Below are 21,838 nucleotides of genomic sequence, written 5' to 3'. Positions count from 1 at the left end.
AAAAGCTTACTGTTTTAAACCAATAAGTGTTTGCAGAAGCTGGTCAGAGGTCGTAATAGTTTTTCCGTTTGCCTGGAAACCACGCTGAATAATAATGAGCTGTGTCAATGCACGAGAAAGATCCACATTAGAAGCTTCCAATGCAGAACTTTGGATAAATCCACGTCCGGCAGTCGCAGCAGTTCCTATGATAGGGTCTCCTGAGTTGGCTGTCTGGTTATAAACATTTCCGCCTTCTGTAGCCAATCCTTCGTTATTTGTAAATTTCGCCATAGCAATTTGTGCCAAACCAAAAGAACGTCCGTTTGAAAATGAACCAATCAGAGTACCGCTTTGATCAATTCTGATTCCAATCAAATCCCCTCCTGTAAAACCGTCTTGGGAAATCCCGGAAGTAGCACTTTTACTGTCAAATGATGTCATCCCGTCAAAGTTGTTAGGCGTACCAAAAGAAAGATTAACAGTCTGATTTGGAGCAGAACCGTTGTTTCCGGTAAAGGAAACACTTGTCGGATCATAGGTACTCAGAGAGCCGTCTGTATTGAATGTTATCGAACCATTGACCTGGTTTGTAGGGGCTGCTGTACTGATTGTTGCAGGTTCAGGAACGGTAATCCTCATATCCCATTTACTTGCAGAAACCTTTCTAAATTCAGTTCGAAGCGTATGTTTAGTACCCAGTGAATCAAATATATCTATAGAACTTGAATGCGTAGCGGCATTAAAATCCTGAGAAAAAGCAACGGCTCCTGTAACATTTGGCAAACTGCCTTCTAGGGCACTCATTGTTGTCAAAAAGCGTGTATTTTCAGTCACCCCACCAGCTAACAGTGGTTCTACTATAATATTTAAAGCAGCACCACCGGCAGCTGAGTTGTCAATTTTTATTTTCCCCTGTTCATCTACAACAACTGTTGCAGTAGATGACACAAGATTCACATCTGCTTTTATCTTGTCTCTAAGGTCTTTTAATGTCTGAAAGTCTCCTGTACCGTCTGACTGATACTCATATGTCTGTACAGTTCCATTACCATAGTCAATTGTTATACCCTGTCCGTCCTGCAAAGAAAAAGCCTCTCCGTTACTGTTAAACATAGAACCGACATCACCGGAATTTACACCAGCGGTATTACCGTTATAATCGCTCACAACTCCGGCATCATCAATTTGATAAGCACGAGAGTAACTCTCAACCAAAGGTCCCGAATTGAGATTTGCTTTTAAAACAACTTCTGAAGTTGGACTTGCAGGAGTTGTCAATCCTGGCGGAATATTGATATTTTCAATCGGTGCAGTAGAATCCACTTTTCCGGTAACCGGATCACGCAGCCATCCCTGTGTTATAAAGCCGTTATTGTCAACAAAGTTTCCGCCTGCATCAAACTTAAAATCACCTGCACGTGTATATTTATATGTGTTCCCCCCATCAGGCGATATAATGAAAAACCCATCTCCCTGAATCGCGACATCCGTATTTTTATCGGAGTTTTGGATAGATCCCTGTGAAAAAATACGCGTCATGGAGCTGACCGTTGAACCAAGCCCCACCTGTACAGGATTTTTTCCGCCGAGCTGTCCCTGAGGAGCAGTAGCAATTGCCTTTGTTTGTGCCAAAAGATCTGAGAAATTTGCTCTGGAGTATTTAAAACCAATTGTATTGACATTGGCAATATTGTTTGATTCTACATCCATCGCAACCTGATGGGACTGCAGTCCGGATACCCCGGAGAAAAGTGATTTTAACATATTAAATCCTTTGAAAACTATCTTAAAAAGACAGTGTTAGTATGGTTTATAAAGCATAAAGTGTTCCAGTTATAGGATTTAGGCATCCATATTGAGTGCTTTTTGCATCATTTGATCCGCTGTAGTAATTGATTTTGAGTTGGCATCATATGCCCGCTGCAGAATGATCAGTTCGGTAAGTCCGGCACTCATTGCAACATTGGAGCCTTCCAATCTAAAATTTGTAATTTCTGTTCCAATTATATTTTGCCCGTTGGTATCTTGAAAAAAAATTGGTTCACCACTGTTGGAACTTACTCCAAATCGAGTACCGGTAATCCTTTCCAAGCCCTGATCATTGACAAAATGGTATACGGCTATGCGTCCGACACTACTCTGTCTTCCATTTGTAAACGTTGCAATTACCTCACCGTTTTTATTGATTGCATATCCCTCAAGTTCTCCCCCTATTGTTCCATCGGCTACAGAAGAGCCAGGTACTACAGGTATGTCGATTGAAACAACCCCATCATATGCTGTACCAAGATCAATGGTGACAGGTGTGCCATTATTATCTATAGTTGTTAATGTCGATGAGACAAGAGCACCTGTTTCATCAAATGCAACTGTTCCGGTTTGCGTATCATAAATTATTTGCCCATCAAGTGATTTTGTTGTTGCTGTAACATCCCATTGTGTTCCCGGCGGGGTTTGCACTGCTGATTTGGTAAATTCTAAACGCAACTCATTACGATTATTTTGAGGGTCAATAACACTTGCACCCATTGTAACCACTTCTGAACCTTCTGCACCCACACCTACATTTCCTAAGAATTTCACTTGTGTTGTTGGTTCAGGAGGGTATGTGAGGGTTTTTGGAAAACGTAGTTTTTCCTGCTCATTTACACCACCTAACGGAACTTCACTAAGTGTTTGTGTAAGTATGTTATCTTCACTGATATTATTTCCAATTGTTCCAAGAACATAGTATCCATCAGTAGTGACAAGATCACTGTTTGCATCAAAAGTAAAGTCTCCCGCTCTGGTATAGAGTGGTGCACCGCCTTGCTCAATTCCAAACCAGCCATCACCCAAAATAGCCAAATCTGTACTTCTGTCAGAAAGTGACAAAGTTCCCTGTGCCAGGGAGAGAGAAGCTGACTGCATCTGCACACCAGTACCTATACTGTTATTCAAGGCAAGATTATTTGATGCGCTGGCTAAGCTGTCTTCAAAAAGTGTTGAATATTCAGCATTATATGCACGAAATCCGACAGTAGAAATATTTGCAAGATTATCTGAAACAACATCAATACCACCAGAAGATGTTTTTAAGCCGGATATTCCCGTATAAAATGCTTGCGTCATCATAGCAAATCCTTCTTTTAGTAAACTTCTTTTATGTTGTCTAACGGCACATAATTTGAACCGACTTTGACAAGTGTATTTCCGTTGTCAAATCGTACAGACTCTATAGGATAAGCTCCCAAGCGTGTTTGTTGTGTGTCACCATTTGCATCTACATACTGTGCATTTACATGATAAATGGCACTCTCAGCCTGATTGCCCGAGGTGTCTGTACCATCCCATGTAAACTGATACACACCTGAAGGGTTTGTTCCTACATCCAAAGTCTGTACAGTATTTCCGTCTGCATCTGTAATAGAAACCGTACCCTGTTCGACTGCATTTGGAAAATAAACTTCAAAGGTTGTATCTGTCCCCTTGTCGTGAGCAATAGCATCACTGCCAAGGTCAGCAGTTTTTCCTATCGCTGCAATAGTCGAAAACTGTTGCGAACTTCCCAAAGAAGCTGTCAATTTTTCCAAGGCTGCATTTGTATTATCTGCCGACTCAAGACTGGCCAATTGGGAAGTCTGTGTCAATATTGTTTCTGTGTCGGTTGGTGAAGTGGGATCCTGATATTGAAGCTGTACCAAAAGCAGCTTCATGAAATCATCTTTCCCGAGTGTTCCTTTTGGATTGTCAGACGATGTAGTTGCGGAGAGTGCCGAATTATTTGCTGTTGTATCTATTGTCATAATATGTCCTTTATGCGTAGTATGGAACTACAATTTCCAATGAGCTTAAAACTTCTTCATTGCTCTGCAGCGTTTCAAAATAGTTGTACTCGTCATCAGCTTTTTGCTGGTTTTGTCTCTGCTGTTCCTGCTGTCCGGCTTGAGAGTTTTCGCTTTGAGCATTACTGTTAAAATTTAAAGAAGCATTTTGTATTCCATTATTTTGTAACTGCACTTTTAAGTCCTGCGCATTCACAGCCAGAGTATTGATGGCAGTATTGTTTGAACTGATATTTATATGAAGATTTTTTCCGCGTTGTACTATCGTCAGATCAACCTCACCCAGTCTTTGTGGATTTAGCTGAACTTTGATACGTGTAAATGGCGACTTATACTCTTCAATTGCAGATTTTACATCATGAGAGAGATATTTGACCATCTGTTTTGCTTCATTGAGTTTTACCTCAAAACTGTCTGCCTTTGCAATATTCAATCCATCTGTCTTTGCCTGTACAGCGCCGTCTTCACTCTTGTCATTTTGCAAAAGAGACGCTAATGATTTTTCTGTCTCTCTTGAAGTATGCGGTGCTACCATCACCTTTGCTGTTGCCACTGAAAAATCTGCTGTAAGACCTGATTCATTCTTTGTGATTTTTTCTCCACGCAGAAGAAGCTTCAATGTGTCATCAGCTTTTTGTTTTGGAGTTTTGTCTATTGTCAGTGTATTTACTTTTGTATCTACAATTTGCTGTGTCGTAATTTCAGTAACGCTGCTCTGCGCTTTAAACAAGGGGGTCTGTTTCTGCTCTTGTTTAACCTGCTGTGTATTTTTAACAATCTCTTTTTTTACCAGTTCCAAACTTTCGTCTGCCACCCCTGTCTCTTGAACTTTTGCAACATCTGCTTTTGTTTTTTTTACTTTGACACGAACCGGTATCTCTTCATTTGAAACGTCTGCTTCTTCTTTTGCTTCTTGTTTTATCTGGGAAAAAGAAGTTTGTTCTGACTTTTGTACTGCTTCTTGTTTTATCTGCAAAGGAGAGGATTTTTGTTCTGCTATTGTTTTTGCATTCGTCTGTGCAAAGTCTTTCACCTCTTCCAATGTGATTTTTGAAAGTTCAATCCCTGTTTTCTTTGCAAGCTGTACAAGACCGTTCAGTGTTTTTGGCAAGGCATCAATCTCGGCTTTCTTGTACCCTTCACTCTGCACAATTTTGCTTTTCAGAAACTCTTTTGCCTCTTTTATCAAAACTTTAACATCCTCTTGTGACATTTTGGCTGTTATTTGCGAAGCAAGTTCGGCACTTTCTACTTCTGTGGCAGATCCAACAGGAACTTTTTCATCATTTAATGCAAGAATCAATGAACCGTTTTGCATAATTTTACTGTTTGATTCTTTTGTTCCTTTAAGCAAGGATGCAAAAGAGATCGTTGGCTCTTCCTCTTCCGGAAGTGCTGTATTTAAAGGAGATAAGGAAGAAATCTCTTTTTTTATATCTACTGAAATCACACTTTGCTCCTCTGCTTTTCAAAAGAATTTTAAAATACAAAGCATTTAGTGTTCCATTAAGTTAAGCAGATTTTTCGGAACGCGGACTTCAGTCCGGGCTGAGAGTGGCAAGACTATTGCAACAGCAGACACTGCAGAAAAAAATTTAGTTTTTTCCAAGTCACGCTTTAGCGTTAGAAAGTACCGGTTCCGAGAAAGCATTAATATTTTTAAAGAAGTGTCGATATTAGAAATATGAAAATTATATTTTTAATACTTTTGCCGTTATTGGTGATTGCAGAGACCATATATGCCACAAAAGTTTCCAAGTCAAATATTGAAGCGATGCACAACCCAAAAATAAAATGCAGATGGGTGTGCGATAAAAAAATATACAAAGAGCAAAAAATATCCGAAGCAATCTCTTTTTACAAAAACTCCAAATATTATAAATTTACAAAAAAAGGCTTCTAAGTACCTACTTAATAGTCTCTTGTAATCCTGTCCAGACAGTGCAACTCTTTTTTAAAAAATCTACTGACACTGTTTTGCATATTTTCAAGAATATCTTTTGTTGTTTCACCGTCCACAGGATAGCTCAGTAAAAAAGAGTCCAGATACTTTGCAAAAAACTCATCAAACATCTTTTTGACAATCTCAGCTCCGTATTTGTCAGTGTAAGGAAGGACAAAAAAATAATCCGCGCCGTCATTTGCTATCGAATCTGATGAACGCAGTATTTCCGTTAAAGAAGCATCCACCACACTCTGCTCAATCCCCGAAAAATCGCAATAGAGCAGAGTAAAACTCTCAGCACGGTTTTCATCCAGTCTGTCCGATATACCAATATTTAAATCCAGTAAATTTTTAAAATTGTCAAATGAGAAATGTACGCCTGCCATCTTGGGTTCCTTCTGTTTTCTTTAGTATAACAAAAAATCTTTAATCCGACTCAATCATTCGGTGTGACCAGTTCCCCTCTTTTGAGTTTTGCAATTTTCCCCCGGAATTTCCGGATATAAAAAGCTTTCTCTTCAAAACTGATATTTGAAGCAATATTGACCTTTTTCAACTCTCTTTCATAGTATCTTGTCAAAAAAGTAATCAGTTCCGCATTCAAAGCCTCTTCATCTTGAAGCGGTGTGATAGTCTCATCTACCCGAATAGCCATTATCTCGGGAGTATCTTGTTTTCCCTGCAGTACCAGTGAAAATTCATAAGAGTGAAACTGCAAAAAACTCGGGTCAATCACATCCAAAATTTGTTCAATATACTCAGGTTTGTCCAAAATAGTTTTAATCAAAGAGAGTTCCCACATATCTCTGTGTGCACTGTTTTTTTGCTGGGGAATATTTTGCCTGTTTGTATCTGTCTGGGTATTGAATCGCAAAAGCGAGGGAGAGACACCCAATCCGCCCAGACGTGAAGCAAGGTAGGTTTTATACTCCTCTTGCAGTATGGGAGAGAGTGTTTTTAGATAGGCAATGCCCTCTTGCATACAGGATTCTTTGGCTTTTGGGTCTTTGAGATTATACAGAGAAAGAATTTCATCAAGGACAAACTCTATAAAAGGTTTTGCTTTGCGAAACATACTGCTCAACTCTTCAACGCGCCCCTCTTTGACCATATCGGCAGGGTCAAGTCCTCCGTCAAACACCACAACACCGCCGTTAAAACCAGAAGCACTTAAAAGTTTTGAAGCCTTGAGGGCTGCTGCACGCCCTGCTTTATCTCCGTCATATGCCATGACAATACGAGGAGAACCTTTTCGAAGCAGCGGCAGATGTTCATGTGTCAACGCCGTTCCCAGCGTTGCCACAGCATTGTCAAATCCGGCCTGATGCAGCATTATAACATCAAGATAACCCTCTGTGATAATGATTTCGCCTTTTTTATGCAGGCTTTGTTTTGCCAGATGATAGGCATACAAAAGACGTGATTTGTTAAAAAAAGCTGTCTCGGGAGAGTTGACATATTTTGCCTGATGTCCGGTTATAGTTCTGCCGCCAAAGCCGACAATACTGCCGTTGGCGGAGAAAATCGGAAAGGTTATTCTCTCTATAAAACGGGCATAGGTATGGTTGCGTTCCTGATTGTAACCGACAACACCCATATCCACTGCTTCTTTGATACTGAACTGCTGTGAGCGGATAAAATTCAGCGTTGCATTCGAATCGGGTGCATAGCCGATACCAAATTTTTCTATACTGTTTTCATAAATGCCCCGCTCTTGAAGATACGAAAAGGCTGTTTGGTTTTTCGTTAAAAGTGATTGATACCACTCATTGAGCTTCTCCATAACCTGTGAACGCGGTTTGTTATGTTTGTTATCGGTGTAAGCAAGTGTAAAGTTATAGGAATCCGCCAGTTTTTCCAAAGCTTCGGGATAGTTCAGCTTTTCATACTCCATCACAAACTTCACTGCATCCCCGCCGGCTCCACATCCAAAACAGTGAAAGATCTGTTTTTGCGGACTCACTACAAAAGAGGGGGATTTTTCCTCATGAAAAGGACAAGGTGCTTTAAAATTACCCCCTGCTTTTTTCAGTTCTATATAGCTGCCGACAACATCAACAATATCAAGTCTGGCTTTGAGGGCTTCTATGGAATCTTGGGAAATCATAAAGAAATTATACTATGATATTTTTAAGATTAAGCGTGAAAACTGTCCCCTTGCCGACTTCGCTTTGTACAGAAACAGCAATATCTAATTCTTCACACAGTTTTTTAACGATATGCAGTCCTATGCCTATGCCTCTCTCCTGCTCTTTGTAAAATCTCTCAAAGACACGCTTGGGATTTTGTATGCCTTTGCCTGTATCTTCAATGCTTAAAATATTATCGCTAAATCGGATAAAAACCTTTCCCTCTTTTTGATTGTATTTGGCAGCGTTTGAGATCAGATTATCTATGATTCTCGTAAAAGAATCTTTGTTTACATGTAACACAACAGCCGGAATTTCTGTATGAAAGCTGATATCTCTGTAATTACTTTCTATAAGATTTATACGCTCTTTCAAAAATTCTTTTAACACAAGCTGCTCTTTTTGCGTTACATGTGAATGCAGATAAGCTCGCAAATTTGCCTGCAGATTCAAAATATTCTGCACAGCATTTTCTATTCTCTTGATTTTAGTATTTTCTCCCGTTTCACTTTTGAGCATGGAAACATTGAGGCGCAAGGTAGACAAAGGCGTATTAAAATCATGTAAAATATCTTTTATAAACTCCTCGGTTACATGTAACGCCTTTCTTAACGGAGAGAGTGCATACAGAGCAAAGAAAAAAGACAATATTGCAATGACAAATACAACAATAAAAAAATTCCATAAAAGTTCTTTTTGCAGAGTGCGTACCTCCTGCATATACTTCTCTTTTGGAAGATAAATTTTCAGGGCATTTTTTGTAGAATTAGGAATGGAAAAATAAGCACTTAATTCGCTTTCATTTTTATACAGTCTGTAGAGTTCATACTCTTTTTTGGGGACAAAATCGTATTGAAACTCTTTACACTGCAGAGAAAAACTGCAAAGTCTCATTTTTGAAAAAACAGTCTCATCAAGGCTTTGCAGCTCTTTTTGATAGTTGAGTAGAAAAAGAGCCCCTGCCAAGAGTGTCTGTGATAAGAAGAAGAGAAAAAAACTCTTCAGCAGGGACTCTTTTTCAACTTTTTTCAAGCATATATCCTATTGCGCGAATATTTTTTATATCCAGGCCTGTGATATGTTTAAATTTATTGAGTGCAACCCGTAAAGCCGCATCTGATGGGCTGACAAGACAGTCCATCAGAACAGTTTTGTCCAAAACCTTGCCGATATTATGCATAAACAGATCACAAAGGCACTCTTGCACTTCTCCCAAAGAGACTATTTTGCCATCTTTATAGAGCTCTTTTTTTTCTGCTGAATATCTCAGATTTTTATAAACAATGTCTTTGTTTGTCTGAGACAATTTGGCATTGACACGGATAAGCAACTCTTCCGGGAAAAAAGGCTTTTTGAGATAATCATCCGCACCAATGGAAAACGCCTTGGATATAGAATTCAAATCTATTAAAGCACTGATAAAAACTGCCGGTGTAGTATCATCGGCATTTCGCAGACTCTCCAATAGTTCCAGTCCGTTCATATCCGGAACATTAATGTCAAAAACATACAAATCATACCTCTTTTCATACGAAGCGTCAATAGCATCATTTCCGTTATGCACCGTATCGACACTGTATCCGGCCCCTTCCAAGAGCTCTGCCAAAGTCAGGGCGAGGGGTACATCATCTTCAAGTAAAAGTATATGTTTTTGCATCATCTTTCTTTAAAAATAATAGCCCAGTTTTACGGAAGCGGCTTGGTCACTTGCACTGTCACTCAGTCCGTACGCATAAGAGAAGGTAGTGAACCAGTGCATGTTGATACTGTAGTATCCGTACGCCGAAACTGTTCTGATTTTTTCAACACCTGCATAAATACTGTCTGAAGTATTATATGCCCCGCTTAGGTACAGTTTGTTTGTAACGTAATACCCTAAACCGCCACTAAATGCATTTGTGTTTTGATAGGCAACCGTTCCTGCTATATCATCATCATTAATCATCGTGTAAATATAACCACCGAATATATTGACTTTTCCTAAAGCATAACTTGCATTCAGTGAAGCTGTATAGTCAGTGTTGTTGTTATTTAACGCTGTATCATATGTAGGCAGAAGAACGCCCGCCCCTACACGAAAAGAGAAAGATTTCAGTGGTTTAAACTGATACGATGCTCCTAAAAATGAGTCATTTAAACCATTTTCACTATAGCCGTCTCCATTGGTAGTATAATAGGATGTAGACGCCTGAAGTGAAAAGTTTTTATAGTAATAGTCAATTTGAAGGGAACTGGAATAGGTATCTGTCTGATTTAAAGAGGCATAATTGGATCCGGCATAATTTGCACCGATGATAATATCAAAATGATGGGAGGAGACAAGGCTTTTTTTAGTACACCCGTTTATATCAACCAAATCGGTCAAAGGGGTATTGGGACATTTGTCTCTACTGTCATCCACACCGTCCATATCTGAATCAGAGTAGGCAAAAAGGCTGGCAGAGAACATGCCCAGCATCATTAAAATAAACATTTTTTTCATAGGTATCTCCTTTATAAACCAATCACCTCGTTAAGCTCTGGAGATGATTGATTGTTTAATTTTTCTATCTGCGGTGTATCATGTCAATATTCATATTTTGTTCGACTGCTCCGCCACTTCTTTCAATAGTTTGCATATACTGACTGCCAGCCTGCTGCTGTGTCATATTCTGTACCTGGTTCATATGCTCATTTGTCTGCATCTGCATCTCCTGTACATGGTCCTGAGCTCTTGTCTGCGTCATATCACCAAGGTTATGCTCTTCATCAGGCATCATATCTCTTGCCATTGCTGCAGTACCTGTACCAAGTTCGTGTCCGGCACCTGCTTCTGTCTGCATTTTACTCTGCATCTCTTGTATTGCAGCCATTCGCTCTTCCTGGTTCATCTGCATAAGTCTTTGTTTAAACTCATTCATCAACTGCACTCTTTCTTGTTCAGGTGCGCTTTGAATGGCTTCTATCTGTGCATCAACGCTCACTGTTGCTGTATCTGTCGCAGCACTCTCATCTGCCGAAGCTATGCTTAAAAGACCAAGCAAAGCAACTGATAATGTAATGTTAACTAATTTCATCTGAAATCCTTTGTGTTTAATTTTCAAACCCGGGAATTCTTTGATTCCCTTGTTTTGATGTTGGTATTATCACACAACATAGTTAGCAAAGTGTTAGCACTTCACTAATTTTTCTTTTTATCATAAAAAAGCAGATATGTTGATGGCAATATCAGTAAAGTAAGCAGTGTCGAGCTTATAATCCCTCCTGTTATAACCACCGCCAAAGGGTACTGTATCTCACTCCCTACACCTGTCGCATAAAGAAGCGGCAGAATTCCGAAAAGTGTTGTAAAAGCTGTCATCAGTACCGGTCGCAGACGCAGCAGTGTTGCATCTTTTAAAAGTATCTTCAAATCCACATCAGGATATTTGGTTCGCAGTTCATCTATAAAACTCACCAATACAATACCGTTGAGTATCGCGATGGCAAAAATAGCCAAAAAGCCCACTATCGCCGAAACAGACAAATATATACCGCCGACAAGCAGAGCAATGATACCGCCGATAAACCCAAAAGGAACATTCAGCAAAATAATCATCGACTTTTTCAGAGAATTAAATGCCGTATAAAGCAGTAAAATAACCAAAAGAAGTGTTACGGGAATAATAATAATCAGCTTTTGTGTCGCTTCTTTCATATTTTTAAAGTCACCCGCCCAGCCTATATAGTATCCTGCGGGCATTTTCACTTTTTCTTTTATCAACGCATCCGCTTCTTTTACAAAAGAGGCGGTATCTCGTCCTTCTACATCCATTGAGACGACCATATAACGGCTCAGGTTCTCTCTTTTGATAAAAGAGGCGCCTTGGACTATTTCAATGGCACAGACATCTTTGAGCCTGACAATATTTCCGTTTTGTGAACGGAGTGTTACATTTTTTATAGATGCAATATCTTCTTTTGCGCCTTTTATCTTGGCAACAATGGCAAATCTTTTAATCCCCTCTATTTTCTGGGTGACACCCTCTTCTCCTATACCGTTACGAATAACCTGCATCACATCTTCTACACTTATACCGTACCGTGCAAGAGCGAGATAGTCCGGAGTTATTTTAATCTGTGCCTGACCAAGCTGTGATTCTACTTCCATTCGCTCCAGTCCGTCCACGCCTTTAATGGTGTTTTGAATATCTTTGGCAATTCTGTCGAGTTCTTTTTGATTCTCTCCGTAAATTTTAATAGCCAGTTCTGCTTTTACGCCTTCAAGTAATTCTTCTATACGCATTGCAATAGGCTGCGTAGGAATAAACTGTACAAAAGCAAAATAATGTTCCAAATCTTCACTCATCTTTTTCGTCAAAGCAGGCAAATTTTCAATATTAGGTTTGAGCGTCAAAAGCACTTCCATGTAGTTTGCCTGCGCCGTTTCTCCTTTTTCGCTTCGTCCTATCATTGTCAGCACAGACTCTACATCTTTGGGGTAATGTTTTCGTATATACTTTTCTATATCTTCAGAAACTTCTATGGACTGGGTAAGCGCTGTTCCCGGAATTGCAATAACCCTGTACATAATAGACTCTTCATTGAGTGTTGGCAAAAATTCCCGTCCCTGCTGGGAAAGCATATAGGCAAGAACAATAAACACAACAGTGACAATTGCCAAAATCTTTTTTGCATTTTCCAGTGCAAACAGCAGTACAGGCGTATAGACTTTTTTAATACCTCTCATCACGATATTTTCAGGAGAGTTTGTCGGTTTTAAAAGCATCAAAATAAGTACCGGAACCAGTACAAGTGCTACAAGCAGCGAGCCGAGCATGACAAACACAATATTGAGTGCCATCGGCGTATAGAGTTTTCCGGCTAAACCGTCAAGTGAGAGCAGAGGAATAAAGACCGCCGCAATGATTAAAACAGCAAAAGTCACAGGGGTTGCCACCTCTTTTGCCGCCTCGGTGACTACTTGCAATTTGGGCTCATAAGGATTGTCATGCAGTTTTCTAAAACTGTTCTCTACAATTACAATGGTTCCGTCAACTATCATACCTACCGCAATTGCCAGACCACTCAAACTCATAAGATTGGCTGAAAGATTGTAATAATCCATCAGCAAAAACGCACTCAATAAAGACAGGGGCAAAGAGAGGATAACAATAAAAGCGCTGCGCAGTTCAAACAGAAATAAAAACAGTACAATGGCAACCAAAACTACACCACTTAAAAGTGCCGAGGTCATTGTATTTACCGCTTTGTGTGTAATGTCTGTTCTGTCATACAGAGTAGTAATTTTCACACCCTCCGGCAGAGCACTGTTGACTGTCTTGATCTTTTCTTTTAAACGTTCGACGACCTTTGCCGCATTGGTAGCTGTCCGTTGCAGCACCATTCCCATAACAGCTTCATTCCCGTCTATCGTCACGGCTCCAAATCTTGGGCTCACACCAGGCATTACACTGGCAACATCACCAATGGTAATAGCCTGCCCCTGACTGGGTTTTATGACACTGTTTCTTATATCATCAAGCGTTTTATACAAACCTGCTCCGCGAATCAGATACTGTTCCCGGTTAAACTCCAAATACTGCCCGCCTGCTGCCTGATTTGATTTTTGCAGTGCCTCAATGATATCGCCATAGGTAATCCCAAAGTCCTGCAGTTTTTTTGTATCTATCAAAACATTATACTGTTTCTCATAACCGCCCCAGCCGATGACCTCTTCGACACCGCTGACACTTTTAAAAAGAGGGGTAACAATGTACTTTTGCATCTCTTTGAGTTCCTGCAGGGAGTATTTTCCTGTTGTATCTTCTACCTGATACCAGAAAACCTGTCCCAAACCGGTTGTATTTGGTCCCAAAACAGGTTTTCCCCAGCCTTTTGGAATATCCACACTTGCAAGTCGTTCTGAAACGAGTTGGCGTAAAAAATATATGTCCATATCGTCTTCAAAAAAGACAGAAACATAGGAGAGTCCAAAAATGGAGTTTGACATAATAAGTTTCACCCCTGCCATCCCCGAGACAACTGATTCTATAGGGTAGGTGATGAGCTTTTCTATGTCTTCGGCAGAATTTCCCGGACTCTCTGTATAAATGACAACCTGTTTCGGCGTAATATCAGGAAAGGCATCAATGGGAATATCCCGGTATGCCCTGTAACCAAAAGCAATAATTCCGAGAAAAAAGACAAGCACTAAAATTTTGTATTTGAGCGAAAGCTCTATAAGTTTATCTAACATACCAGCCCCTAATCCCCATCGCCAAGAGATGATTTGAGCAATGCCGATTTCACATAATAACTCTCACCGCTCACATAGGTTTCTCCCAACTCCAAACCTTTTACCCCGACATATTCATCATCTTCTGCAACTATTGCCACAACCTGCGGCACATATTCCGGAGACTCTTCCTTGCTGGGAACAAAAACCACCCATTCGTTGTTAAAAAAAGAAAATGCCGATTTTTTCACAGCAACATAGCTTTTTGCATCAGCAAAATATATTGTTGCCTTTACATAGACATCAATAAAAAGATCATCCACTTTTTGATCCACGCTTGAAAGAACCACGACTCTTTGTGTTGTTTCATCCACCTTGGGCATTATTTGCGTGGCATGTGTAATAATCTCTTCTCCTGCATAGTCAACCACTACTGTATCCCCAATACGCGCTTTGGTCGCATATTCAAGAGGCAGATAGGATTTCACATAATAGGCTTGATTCTTTACTATTGAAACAATCGGTTCATTTGGGATACAGAAGAGTGCAATGGTTTTAAAAGAGCTGAAACACGTCCGCAGCTGTGTGCATATAAAATAAAGTCAGCGGTTGCTTTTTTGAGATTTTTCACATCTATATTCAATGTTTCAAGTTGCGACTGCAAGGCTGTAAGATTGGCCGCAATTTCACTTGTCTTAATCGCTTCAGAGTTAAGACTCTGCATTGACGTCATTCCCTTTTTGTAAAGTTTTTCAACAGCTTCATAATTTTTTTGTGCTGACTTATACTGTTTCTTCAGTGCAATATAATCTGCGCTCATTTTTGAAACTTTAATAGACTTGATAAGAGCAATTTTATCCCCTTCACTTACATCCTGTGCGGGTTTGACAAAATATTTTTCCAAATGCCCGCCCACTAACGAGGTAATAGACTGCTGCGCATTTGAAAGCTGTATGATCTTGGCATTGAGTGCTACCGATTTTTTAAAACTGTGCATTTGTGTCTTTGCCAGTGGAACTTCAGCAGCCAGTACAACAGCCCCGATTCCCAGCAACAGTGATAGTAATAACTTATTCATTATATTCTCCTACTTCATAGTTATACAGAACTATATTTCTGTTTATTTTATTTTCAAGTATTATCTTTTTTTCTTTTGTCTGTATCATTTGGTTCTTGATATTTTGCAGTTCCAAAAGGTTGATGTTTGCTATTTTGTAACCGTCTTCATACATTTTTAACAGCTCTTTTTGCGCATTGTAAAGATCCTGTGTAGAGCCTACAACAGCACGTAGAATATTTAACTCTTTTTTTAACCGCTCGATATTGCGCGAAAGCGCTGTTTTTTGATTCTGCAGCAGAAATTCACTCTGTTTTGCCTGTAATACGGCGATACGCTGCTCTTCTTTTTTTGTGTTAAACAGAGCAAGAGGAATATTCATACCGACTCTGGCAATGCTTTGGTCCGGTTCAGCTTCGTAGGCTGCATAAACGTTCATCCACTGAATTTTGTTTGCATTGAGTCTTGCTTTTGCATTTGCGGTATTTTGCTGTGTTTTGAGGTAGTACAGCTCTGCCGAACTGTTTTGTATCTCTTCTTTTTGCATTTTGTCTGAAAGCCTAAACACATAGTTGTCATCGAGTTCTTTCTCGTTTTGCAGACCCGCAAATGCCAACAGTTTATAATAACTTGCAAGCCGCATTGCTTTTTTCTCATTCAGCAGGTTTTTACTGCTTGTCAAATCCACTTTTGCCCGAAGATATTTCACTTTTGCGATTGTTCCCGCTTCATATCGCTCTCTTGAAATATTTGCAATATTTTTAGAAATTAAAAACTCCTCCCGGGCCAATCGGAGCAATGCAGACTCGGTTATATACTCAACATAAAGCAAAGAGAGCACTTTCACAAATTCTGCATGCTGAAGAGTCACCAGTCCTTTAGCCTCTTCCTTGTTGCTGCTGCCAAATTTGTTCTGTCTTTGCCGACACCCCACAAACGGACAGGCTGCATCAGGGCAACCCTGTAGCCTGCTTCACTCTTTCCAAGATCAGGAGTAAACTTTGATGCCTCAAGGGAGAGTTTCGGGTTTTTATATCTCTGTATCACGTTTGACTGCTCATCCGCACGCTCTATCTCCAAAGCATTCGCTTTAAGATAGGGAGATGCCTGCAAAGCCTCATATAAAAATGTATCAAAATCCTGTGCGGACAGAACTGCACAAAATCCAAATACTGCAAATATGCTTTTTTTAAACATAGTTATCCTTTTGTTTGTTGTTAATTTATAAATATTAGATTAGAACTATGCGCTGATAGGAGGTTTTAGAAAGTTATCGTATGAGTTAAACTCATATATCTTGATATTTGAATAGGGTTTTTGAGAAAAATTTTCACGTGCAAAAGGGATATTTATTTCAGGAAGAATAAAAGCAATGTGAAAACAGTGGTGCAACTGACAAATGCAGTTATCCGCTGTCTCACTGTTATTGCTAAATTCATGGACATACTCACTCACCTGACACGGGTCTGTCTCAAGAACCTCTATTGCGTACGCATGGAGTATGTTAAAACTCATTGACAACAATAAAACAAATGTGAGCAGTCTCTTTTTCATAATCGTATTATACCCTAAGCACTGCAACAACTGCCGTCATTACACTCTTTATCTTGAAAAAATATGGTTTTATTACATAGTACAGCACAAATCCCCAAAGAACAAGGCTTGCAATCCAGGCGATAAAACCGGCATCCTCATCCATATGCACAAGTTCTTTGACATTCACATCGCGAAAAAGATAGTCAAGTCCCAGTCCGAAAAGAAGGGAGCCGGCTATGATGGTCCCAAGATAGATATAAAGCGTTCTTGTTCCCAACATCTTTTTTACAACGCCTATTGTTACAGTATTTGTCGCAGGACCTGCACTTAAAAAAACAAAAGCCGCTCCGGGACTCACACCGGCTAACATCAACCTGCGGCAATCGGCAAAGAAGCGGTTGCACATACATACATAGGCACGGCAATGGCTATCACTATGATATACGAGAGCCAGTTGTATTTTATAAGTATTTCACTCAGATTGTCAGGAACCGCCACAGTTATTAAAGCACCCAGAAGAAGACCTACGAGCAATGGTGACGCAATGTCTTTTAAAAGTGTTCCAAAAGCATAGGTGAAGGCATTTTTAACAATATTGTTTTTTTTCTCGCCACTGCTTGCCTGCGTGCTGCAACAGCTTGCATCATCAGATGTTTTTACTGCCGAGAAAGTCATTACCGAGGATGGTTTGTCGGAGCCTTCATACTAAATACTGCGGCAGGTTTTTGCTCTTTTTTGTTCTCCTTTTCAGGGTAAAAATTGGATAAAATTCCGGCAATAACAGAAATAATCATCGAAGTCACAACCCTGTAAATAGTAAAAGCCCAGCCAAACATTCCATAAGTCGCAAGTATGGAATCAACTCCTGTAATCGGTGTAGAGATCAAAAAAGAGAGTGTGGCACCGTTACTTGCACCGCTTTTTTTGATACCCGTTGCCAAAGGAATTACCCCGCAAGAACATACAGGAAGAGGAATACCGAAAACTGTCGCTTTGATTACCGACATAACAGAATCTTTTCCAAGATGGTTTTTTACAATACTCTCAGGAACAAGTTCGTGCAAAAACCCGGCAAAAACAAGTCCGAACAAAATATAAGGGGCCATGGCGTTGCTTAAATCAACCAGAGCAGAGAAAAAAAGCATAACAGTTTCCATCATAAACCTAATGTGTTTGGATTTTTACGGCGCCGCATTTTCCTGCGCCGCATTTCATATTTTTGTTTTTCATTTCACACATTTTACCGCCCATAGATTTGCCCCATGACTCTTTAAAATTATCATACAGCCAGGAAGCAACAGCCGCTCTCTCTTCTTTGCTTAGCGTTTTTCCTATCGGAGGCATTGTACCAAAACGTTTATATGCCATCGGCATACAGAAACCTTTCTTTTTTGAAGGGTTTTGTATATAATCTGCTACAAAAGCAATAAAATCTTCACGGGTTTTGAGCATCATTTTCAAACGTTTTGATACCATAGGCATCGGCGGCGCTTTCATTTTGCTTTTTTGCATTTTGCGCATCATTTTTTCACGCATTGCCATTTTTTCTTCCTGTGTGGCATTTTGCATTTTCTGACGCATTGCCTGCATCTGTGTCTGATCATCATCCCTTTCATAGCATGACATGAGGCACATTTTGCTTTGTATATATCTTCTCCCGAATTTGCTCCAAGAGAAACAAATCCTAAAATTAAAACTAATAATAATTTTTTCATAACTAAAATTCCTTTTTATGATATAATTCATATAACGATATTGTTATATAATAAAACTTCGAAAGAGATTAGATGGAAAAATTAGTTCAGCTTGCAAAAATACTGTCAGACAGTAACAGAGTAAAAATAATAGCACTGCTTTACAGAGAAAAAGCGCTCTGTGTATGTGAAATCTGTGATACATTAGAGCTCTCACAGCCATTGGTTTCACGCCATCTGAAACAGATGCGCGAAGCCCAACTTGTACAAACAAAACAAAGCGGAAAGTGGATCATTTATTCTCTTGGCAAAAATAAAATTCTGTACTGCTTTTTAGACACAATACAGGAAGATATAGCAACTTTACCAAAAATTATTTCATGTACCACACGATAAAAAAACAATATCAACTTTGAAAGAAAAATTTATTATGCTATACTTCCATTTCAAATTTAAACAGAAAGTGGGTGATGTGATATGCCTGGTATTGTACTACGTCCGGATGACAACTTTGATGCTGCTTACAGACGTTTCAAAAAACAAGTTGACCGTAACTTAATCGTTACAGAAGCTCGTGCTCGCCGTTTCCATGAAACAGAGACTGAAAAACGTAAAAAGTTCAAAATTGCTTCTCGTAAGAAAATGCTTAAACGTCTTTATATGATGAGACGTTACGAATCACGCCTGTAAACGCTTCTCCTTTGGGAGAACGTTTCTTCTTCTCTTAATCCTTTAATTTATTTTTCCATACATTTCATTATGAAAATTAAGTGCATACCTGTCACTCATGCTTGCAATATAATCTGCAATAACCCTGTGTTTGCTTCTTATATCCAACTGCTTATAATAAAACTGCGGAAGCATTTTCTCTTCTTCCATCAGACCTTTATAGAGTCCTTTGACTGCCTGTTTCCCGGCATACATTTTTCGAACTATATTTTTATGCTGATACATCTTGACAAAAAGAAGTTTCTTCAGTTTTTTTAATTTTTGTTTCAAGCTCTTTTTCAAAACCTATAGGTGTTTCTTCACAATGCGCAACTTTTTGCTTTGAGTATTCAAGGAGAGAATAGACCAGATGGTTTATAAGATGTGAACTGAATCTGTAGCGAAACATTTCATCATTCTCTTCTCCTACACCTTCCAAAGCAACCTTTTCAAGAATTTCACAGGCAAGTTCACTCTCTTTGAGATCCTCAAAAGTAAGCAGTCCGGAGTTTACCCCGTCATCTATGTCATGGCTCATATACGCAATTTCATCGGCACGGTCTACAACCATAGCCTCATAGGTAGGATGTTTGTTTAAATCAAACTGTTTGTCTATTATCTCTGGAAGAAAGGGCTTTTTATAGGGATAAGAGTGCTTCAAAATTCCTTCAAGTGTTGCAAAAGTAAGATTGAGTCCGTCAAAATTTTTATACCGTTTTTCAAGTTTGGTCACAACCCGAAATGATTGAAAATTATGCTCAAATCCGTTAGAAAATCCGTCAGCCTTCAAGCACTCATCCAGAGTATCTCCCCCTACATGTCCAAAAGGCGTATGTCCGAGATCATGTGCAAGAGCAATTGATTCAGAGAGTGATTCATTAAGTTCAAGCTGTGATGCTATGGAACGTGCGATTGGATACTTCTATAGAGTGTGTTAAACGTGTGCGAAAAAAATCACCCTCGTGGTTTAGAAAAACCTGTGTTTTATACTCAAGTTTTCTAAATGATCCAGAGTGAATGATTCTGTCTCTGTCACGGGCATAAGGATTGCGAAAATCTTTTTCTATTTTATAAAATCGTTCATAAGGTTTCAATATTGTTCTTCTCAGGCTTTTTTAATAAATTCGGTTTTTAGATAGATTTTTGTTCCGTTGACCCGACCTTCAACATGGTCATCCATATCATGCGGCAATGCAATTCTTGTCACAGTTGTTCCGCGTTTTGCAGTAAATCCCGCACCCTTGACATCTAAATCTTTTAATATAACGATGGAGTCACCGGCCTTGAGTTCAACGCCGTTTGCATCTCGAAAAACTACCTTGTTTGCTTCTGCATTGATAGCCGCATCTGCAAGTTTTTTCTCTTCTTCTTCAAGATACATCATATCTGTCATATCCCCGCGACCAAGCCTATTCCATAATATATACGAAAGTACTTTTACAGCCGGCACTTCACTCCACATAGCATCATTGAGACAGTTAAAATGTGTTTCATCAAGTTCATCATTTTCTATCTGCTCTTTACATGTAACACAAACATAAACGCTTTGTTCTTCACTGCCATCACTTACAGGCAGTTCTAAAAGAGTCACATCTTCACTGCTGGCACATAATTCACATACTTCACTTCTTGGCATATTTTATTCCTTCATTGTTTTTTTGGAATTATACTACTTTTCTTTATGAAACTCTAAATCTGAATCAGATACTTTTTTCTCATTCACAACTTTGTTAAATGCTTTATCTGCCTCTTTTTCACTATAGTCTCGGCACTCTTGCGGAATCGTGGCAGTGGGATCACTTTGAATTTTGTCACACATGGCCGCTGTTATAGTAATATTGGAACATCCTGTCAAAAAAAGTATTGTAAGCATTGAAATCTTAATCATAAAAAATCCTATTTTTTCTTGATAATCAAATCAAGATATTTTTTTGGAGTGACTTTCATCATCTCCTGAGCCAGCCAGCGTATTTGAAAATAGGCAGCACCGCTGTCGCGTAATGTAAGATAGTTTTTCAAACTTCTGAGATTAAATGTCACTACCATGTCAACTTTGACATTGTCTGTAATGATGTGTTTAAAAGCATCGCCTACATTTCTCTTCTTTTTTCCGGTCTGCAGAGCATCATAAAGTTTTTGGGGCTTGCCTTGAAATTCTTTCAAAAGAGGAAGAGAACTTTTTGCAACAGCAAGTTCATAAAAATTGTCTACTTTTTTTGACTGAAAATCAAGCTTATCATACATTGCGCTGATTTCAAGTCTGTTATAGGCTTCATCGGCAGTGACAAACATATCAAAACCCAAAACCTTTTCTATAAAAAATTCTTTCTCTCCTGAGTGTTTTGCAGCAACAAAAGCATTGATAAGCGAGCTCATTGTATATCGTGTACTTCTTACACTGATTGCCTGTATGCGGTGTCTTGCATGTTCTTGTAAAACCCCTCTGCTTGTTGAGCGAATAAGATAACTCAAATTGGCATGTTCCAAAATAGAGTGGTGAAAATAGGTCCATGCCAAATCATCAAGCAGCTGTGACTCTTCTATATTGTTCAAAGATTCACACATTTTCGTATCAGGAAGCACCTTTTCAATTTCTTGAACAATCTCATTTTCACTGTTGCCAAAACTGTCATAACATGTGCGTGCAGCTGTTTCTGCTACGCCAATACCGGTATCTTGCAGCAAAACAACTTCTGGCTTCGTATACTTTATGCCATACATCTCTTCCATGATTATGCCCTCAATTAAATTACTACTATTCTACTAT

General features: G+C 39.3%; 29 protein-coding genes. 3 read left to right on the top strand and 26 right to left on the bottom strand.

The window, feature by feature from the left end:
- Nucleotides 1–6 precede the first annotated feature (6 nt).
- From MLC44_RS00205 to MLC44_RS00190, 4 genes are all read right to left on the bottom strand, one after another.
- A complete protein-coding gene (locus tag MLC44_RS00205) occupies nucleotides 7–1,746 on the bottom strand; it encodes a flagellar hook-basal body complex protein (protein ID WP_346389079.1) in 1,740 nt (579 codons plus the stop codon).
- Nucleotides 1,747–1,824: 78 nt separating this feature from the next.
- Nucleotides 1,825–3,096, bottom strand: a complete 1,272-nt coding sequence (locus tag MLC44_RS00200) for a flagellar hook protein FlgE (protein WP_434657843.1) — start codon at nucleotides 3,094–3,096, stop codon at nucleotides 1,825–1,827.
- 14 nt (nucleotides 3,097–3,110) lie between these two features.
- Nucleotides 3,111–3,767, bottom strand: a complete 657-nt coding sequence (locus MLC44_RS00195) for a FlgD immunoglobulin-like domain containing protein (protein WP_434637155.1) — start codon at nucleotides 3,765–3,767, stop codon at nucleotides 3,111–3,113.
- 10 nt (nucleotides 3,768–3,777) lie between these two features.
- Nucleotides 3,778–5,256: a flagellar hook-length control protein FliK gene (locus MLC44_RS00190; protein WP_434657840.1), complete on the bottom strand. Its 1,479-nt coding sequence runs from the start codon at nucleotides 5,254–5,256 to the stop codon at nucleotides 3,778–3,780.
- A 234-nt stretch (nucleotides 5,257–5,490) separates the two neighbouring features.
- Here MLC44_RS00190 and MLC44_RS00185 point away from each other — a divergent pair, with 234 nt between their 5' ends.
- On the top strand, nucleotides 5,491–5,709 hold the full coding sequence (locus MLC44_RS00185) for a hypothetical protein (protein ID WP_434657837.1): 219 nt from the start codon (nucleotides 5,491–5,493) through the stop codon (nucleotides 5,707–5,709).
- An 8-nt stretch (nucleotides 5,710–5,717) separates the two neighbouring features.
- Here MLC44_RS00185 and MLC44_RS00180 read toward each other — a convergent pair whose 3' ends face one another.
- The 16 genes from MLC44_RS00180 to MLC44_RS00105 all read right to left on the bottom strand — a co-directional run bounded on the left by MLC44_RS00180 (nucleotide 5,718) and on the right by MLC44_RS00105 (nucleotide 18,295).
- A complete protein-coding gene (locus tag MLC44_RS00180; protein ID WP_151901434.1) occupies nucleotides 5,718–6,137 on the bottom strand; it encodes a hypothetical protein in 420 nt (139 codons plus the stop codon).
- Between the two features lie 50 nt (nucleotides 6,138–6,187).
- Nucleotides 6,188–7,858, bottom strand: coding sequence for a DNA primase (gene dnaG, locus MLC44_RS00175; RefSeq protein ID WP_434657834.1), 1,671 nt, complete (start codon nucleotides 7,856–7,858; stop codon nucleotides 6,188–6,190).
- 7 nt (nucleotides 7,859–7,865) lie between these two features.
- Nucleotides 7,866–8,912 (bottom strand): sensor histidine kinase, encoded by a 1,047-nt coding sequence (locus tag MLC44_RS00170; RefSeq protein WP_434657830.1) that lies wholly within the window; start codon nucleotides 8,910–8,912, stop codon nucleotides 7,866–7,868.
- Nucleotides 8,899–9,537 carry a response regulator transcription factor gene (locus MLC44_RS00165; protein ID WP_434657826.1) on the bottom strand — a complete coding sequence of 213 codons (639 nt, stop codon included), beginning with the start codon at nucleotides 9,535–9,537 and terminating at the stop codon, nucleotides 8,899–8,901. Before MLC44_RS00165 ends, MLC44_RS00170 begins: the two co-directional genes overlap by 14 nt.
- A gap of 9 nt (nucleotides 9,538–9,546) precedes the next feature.
- On the bottom strand, nucleotides 9,547–10,362 hold the full coding sequence (locus MLC44_RS00160; RefSeq protein WP_346389072.1) for a DUF3187 domain-containing protein: 816 nt from the start codon (nucleotides 10,360–10,362) through the stop codon (nucleotides 9,547–9,549).
- A gap of 64 nt (nucleotides 10,363–10,426) precedes the next feature.
- The gene (locus MLC44_RS00155; RefSeq protein WP_434657823.1) at nucleotides 10,427–10,936 is read right to left on the bottom strand and encodes a hypothetical protein; all 510 of its coding nucleotides are present in this window, start codon (nucleotides 10,934–10,936) and stop codon (nucleotides 10,427–10,429) included.
- A gap of 104 nt (nucleotides 10,937–11,040) precedes the next feature.
- Nucleotides 11,041–14,097 carry an efflux RND transporter permease subunit gene (locus tag MLC44_RS00150; protein ID WP_434657820.1) on the bottom strand — a complete coding sequence of 1,019 codons (3,057 nt, stop codon included), beginning with the start codon at nucleotides 14,095–14,097 and terminating at the stop codon, nucleotides 11,041–11,043.
- A gap of 8 nt (nucleotides 14,098–14,105) precedes the next feature.
- Nucleotides 14,106–14,564 carry a hypothetical protein gene (locus MLC44_RS00145; protein ID WP_434657817.1) on the bottom strand — a complete coding sequence of 153 codons (459 nt, stop codon included), beginning with the start codon at nucleotides 14,562–14,564 and terminating at the stop codon, nucleotides 14,106–14,108.
- 20 nt (nucleotides 14,565–14,584) lie between these two features.
- Nucleotides 14,585–15,154 carry a hypothetical protein gene (locus tag MLC44_RS00140; protein ID WP_434657815.1) on the bottom strand — a complete coding sequence of 190 codons (570 nt, stop codon included), beginning with the start codon at nucleotides 15,152–15,154 and terminating at the stop codon, nucleotides 14,585–14,587.
- Complete coding sequence (locus MLC44_RS00135; protein WP_434657812.1) at nucleotides 15,147–16,004, bottom strand: TolC family protein; 858 nt, start codon at nucleotides 16,002–16,004, stop codon at nucleotides 15,147–15,149. Before MLC44_RS00135 ends, MLC44_RS00140 begins: the two co-directional genes overlap by 8 nt.
- Nucleotides 16,001–16,330, bottom strand: coding sequence for a TolC family protein (locus tag MLC44_RS00130; RefSeq protein ID WP_434657809.1), 330 nt, complete (start codon nucleotides 16,328–16,330; stop codon nucleotides 16,001–16,003). The genes MLC44_RS00135 and MLC44_RS00130 overlap by 4 nt, the downstream gene beginning before the upstream one ends.
- 45 nt (nucleotides 16,331–16,375) lie before the next feature.
- Complete coding sequence (locus MLC44_RS00125) at nucleotides 16,376–16,687, bottom strand: hypothetical protein (RefSeq protein WP_151901443.1); 312 nt, start codon at nucleotides 16,685–16,687, stop codon at nucleotides 16,376–16,378.
- Nucleotides 16,688–16,694: 7 nt separating this feature from the next.
- Nucleotides 16,695–17,039 carry a hypothetical protein gene (locus tag MLC44_RS00120; RefSeq protein WP_434657806.1) on the bottom strand — a complete coding sequence of 115 codons (345 nt, stop codon included), beginning with the start codon at nucleotides 17,037–17,039 and terminating at the stop codon, nucleotides 16,695–16,697.
- The gene (locus MLC44_RS00115; RefSeq protein WP_434657803.1) at nucleotides 17,039–17,344 is read right to left on the bottom strand and encodes a hypothetical protein; all 306 of its coding nucleotides are present in this window, start codon (nucleotides 17,342–17,344) and stop codon (nucleotides 17,039–17,041) included. Before MLC44_RS00115 ends, MLC44_RS00120 begins: the two co-directional genes overlap by 1 nt.
- Entirely contained in the window at nucleotides 17,344–17,814 is a 471-nt protein-coding gene (locus MLC44_RS00110; protein ID WP_434657800.1) for a permease, read from the bottom strand. The genes MLC44_RS00115 and MLC44_RS00110 overlap by 1 nt, the downstream gene beginning before the upstream one ends.
- Nucleotides 17,815–17,833: 19 nt before the next feature.
- Entirely contained in the window at nucleotides 17,834–18,295 is a 462-nt protein-coding gene (locus tag MLC44_RS00105; protein WP_434657797.1) for a c-type cytochrome, read from the bottom strand.
- Between the two features lie 161 nt (nucleotides 18,296–18,456).
- Here MLC44_RS00105 and MLC44_RS00100 point away from each other — a divergent pair, with 161 nt between their 5' ends.
- Nucleotides 18,457–18,759 (top strand): ArsR/SmtB family transcription factor, encoded by a 303-nt coding sequence (locus tag MLC44_RS00100; protein WP_418640845.1) that lies wholly within the window; start codon nucleotides 18,457–18,459, stop codon nucleotides 18,757–18,759.
- Between the two features lie 81 nt (nucleotides 18,760–18,840).
- On the top strand, nucleotides 18,841–19,053 hold the full coding sequence (gene rpsU / locus MLC44_RS00095; RefSeq protein ID WP_151901446.1) for a 30S ribosomal protein S21: 213 nt from the start codon (nucleotides 18,841–18,843) through the stop codon (nucleotides 19,051–19,053).
- Between the two features lie 42 nt (nucleotides 19,054–19,095).
- Here the strand turns inward: rpsU and MLC44_RS00090 are convergent, their stop codons facing one another.
- The 6 genes from MLC44_RS00090 to MLC44_RS00065 are packed head-to-tail and all read right to left on the bottom strand — an operon-like array spanning nucleotide 19,096 to nucleotide 21,801.
- Nucleotides 19,096–19,317, bottom strand: a complete 222-nt coding sequence (locus tag MLC44_RS00090) for a hypothetical protein (RefSeq protein WP_434657794.1) — start codon at nucleotides 19,315–19,317, stop codon at nucleotides 19,096–19,098.
- The gene (locus MLC44_RS00085; protein ID WP_434658891.1) at nucleotides 19,304–19,930 is read right to left on the bottom strand and encodes an HD domain-containing protein; all 627 of its coding nucleotides are present in this window, start codon (nucleotides 19,928–19,930) and stop codon (nucleotides 19,304–19,306) included. The genes MLC44_RS00090 and MLC44_RS00085 overlap by 14 nt, the downstream gene beginning before the upstream one ends.
- A gap of 25 nt (nucleotides 19,931–19,955) precedes the next feature.
- Entirely contained in the window at nucleotides 19,956–20,165 is a 210-nt protein-coding gene (locus MLC44_RS00080; RefSeq protein ID WP_434657792.1) for a hypothetical protein, read from the bottom strand.
- 11 nt (nucleotides 20,166–20,176) lie between these two features.
- On the bottom strand, nucleotides 20,177–20,707 hold the full coding sequence (locus MLC44_RS00075; RefSeq protein WP_151901448.1) for a PhnA domain-containing protein: 531 nt from the start codon (nucleotides 20,705–20,707) through the stop codon (nucleotides 20,177–20,179).
- Between the two features lie 33 nt (nucleotides 20,708–20,740).
- Nucleotides 20,741–20,959, bottom strand: coding sequence for a hypothetical protein (locus tag MLC44_RS00070; RefSeq protein WP_418640843.1), 219 nt, complete (start codon nucleotides 20,957–20,959; stop codon nucleotides 20,741–20,743).
- 8 nt (nucleotides 20,960–20,967) lie between these two features.
- Nucleotides 20,968–21,801: an FAD-dependent thymidylate synthase gene (locus tag MLC44_RS00065; RefSeq protein ID WP_151901450.1), complete on the bottom strand. Its 834-nt coding sequence runs from the start codon at nucleotides 21,799–21,801 to the stop codon at nucleotides 20,968–20,970.
- Between the last annotated feature and the right edge of the window lie 37 nt (nucleotides 21,802–21,838).

The organism is Sulfurimonas sp. NW9 (assembly GCF_051132275.1).
GTDB lineage: Bacteria > Campylobacterota > Campylobacteria > Campylobacterales > Sulfurimonadaceae > Sulfurimonas > Sulfurimonas hydrogeniphila.
The sequence above is the reverse complement of the archived record's forward strand: the minus strand, read 5'-3'. Positions and strand labels throughout refer to the sequence as shown.

Excerpts from the sequence above, each read along its gene's own strand:
- MLC44_RS00205 (WP_346389079.1), bottom strand. The coding sequence starts at position 1,746 with ATGTTAAAATCACTTTTCTCCGGGGTATCCGGACTGCAGTCCCATCAG.
- MLC44_RS00200 (WP_434657843.1), bottom strand. The coding sequence starts at position 3,096 with ATGATGACGCAAGCATTTTATACGGGAATATCCGGCTTAAAAACATCT.
- MLC44_RS00195 (WP_434637155.1), bottom strand. The coding sequence starts at position 3,767 with ATGACAATAGATACAACAGCAAATAATTCGGCACTCTCCGCAACTACA.
- MLC44_RS00185 (WP_434657837.1), top strand. The coding sequence starts at position 5,491 with ATGAAAATTATATTTTTAATACTTTTGCCGTTATTGGTGATTGCAGAG.
- MLC44_RS00180 (WP_151901434.1), bottom strand. The coding sequence starts at position 6,137 with ATGGCAGGCGTACATTTCTCATTTGACAATTTTAAAAATTTACTGGAT.
- dnaG (WP_434657834.1), bottom strand. The coding sequence starts at position 7,858 with ATGATTTCCCAAGATTCCATAGAAGCCCTCAAAGCCAGACTTGATATT.
- MLC44_RS00165 (WP_434657826.1), bottom strand. The coding sequence starts at position 9,537 with ATGCAAAAACATATACTTTTACTTGAAGATGATGTACCCCTCGCCCTG.
- MLC44_RS00160 (WP_346389072.1), bottom strand. The coding sequence starts at position 10,362 with ATGAAAAAAATGTTTATTTTAATGATGCTGGGCATGTTCTCTGCCAGC.
- MLC44_RS00155 (WP_434657823.1), bottom strand. The coding sequence starts at position 10,936 with ATGAAATTAGTTAACATTACATTATCAGTTGCTTTGCTTGGTCTTTTA.
- MLC44_RS00150 (WP_434657820.1), bottom strand. The coding sequence starts at position 14,097 with ATGTTAGATAAACTTATAGAGCTTTCGCTCAAATACAAAATTTTAGTG.
- MLC44_RS00140 (WP_434657815.1), bottom strand. The coding sequence starts at position 15,154 with ATGAATAAGTTATTACTATCACTGTTGCTGGGAATCGGGGCTGTTGTA.
- MLC44_RS00130 (WP_434657809.1), bottom strand. The coding sequence starts at position 16,330 with ATGTTTAAAAAAAGCATATTTGCAGTATTTGGATTTTGTGCAGTTCTG.
- MLC44_RS00125 (WP_151901443.1), bottom strand. The coding sequence starts at position 16,687 with ATGAAAAAGAGACTGCTCACATTTGTTTTATTGTTGTCAATGAGTTTT.
- MLC44_RS00120 (WP_434657806.1), bottom strand. The coding sequence starts at position 17,039 with ATGTTAGCCGGTGTGAGTCCCGGAGCGGCTTTTGTTTTTTTAAGTGCA.
- MLC44_RS00115 (WP_434657803.1), bottom strand. The coding sequence starts at position 17,344 with ATGACTTTCTCGGCAGTAAAAACATCTGATGATGCAAGCTGTTGCAGC.
- MLC44_RS00110 (WP_434657800.1), bottom strand. The coding sequence starts at position 17,814 with ATGCTTTTTTTCTCTGCTCTGGTTGATTTAAGCAACGCCATGGCCCCT.
- MLC44_RS00105 (WP_434657797.1), bottom strand. The coding sequence starts at position 18,295 with ATGTCATGCTATGAAAGGGATGATGATCAGACACAGATGCAGGCAATG.
- MLC44_RS00100 (WP_418640845.1), top strand. The coding sequence starts at position 18,457 with ATGGAAAAATTAGTTCAGCTTGCAAAAATACTGTCAGACAGTAACAGA.
- rpsU (WP_151901446.1), top strand. The coding sequence starts at position 18,841 with ATGCCTGGTATTGTACTACGTCCGGATGACAACTTTGATGCTGCTTAC.
- MLC44_RS00090 (WP_434657794.1), bottom strand. The coding sequence starts at position 19,317 with ATGTATCAGCATAAAAATATAGTTCGAAAAATGTATGCCGGGAAACAG.
- MLC44_RS00075 (WP_151901448.1), bottom strand. The coding sequence starts at position 20,707 with ATGCCAAGAAGTGAAGTATGTGAATTATGTGCCAGCAGTGAAGATGTG.
- MLC44_RS00070 (WP_418640843.1), bottom strand. The coding sequence starts at position 20,959 with ATGATTAAGATTTCAATGCTTACAATACTTTTTTTGACAGGATGTTCC.
- MLC44_RS00065 (WP_151901450.1), bottom strand. The coding sequence starts at position 21,801 with ATGGAAGAGATGTATGGCATAAAGTATACGAAGCCAGAAGTTGTTTTG.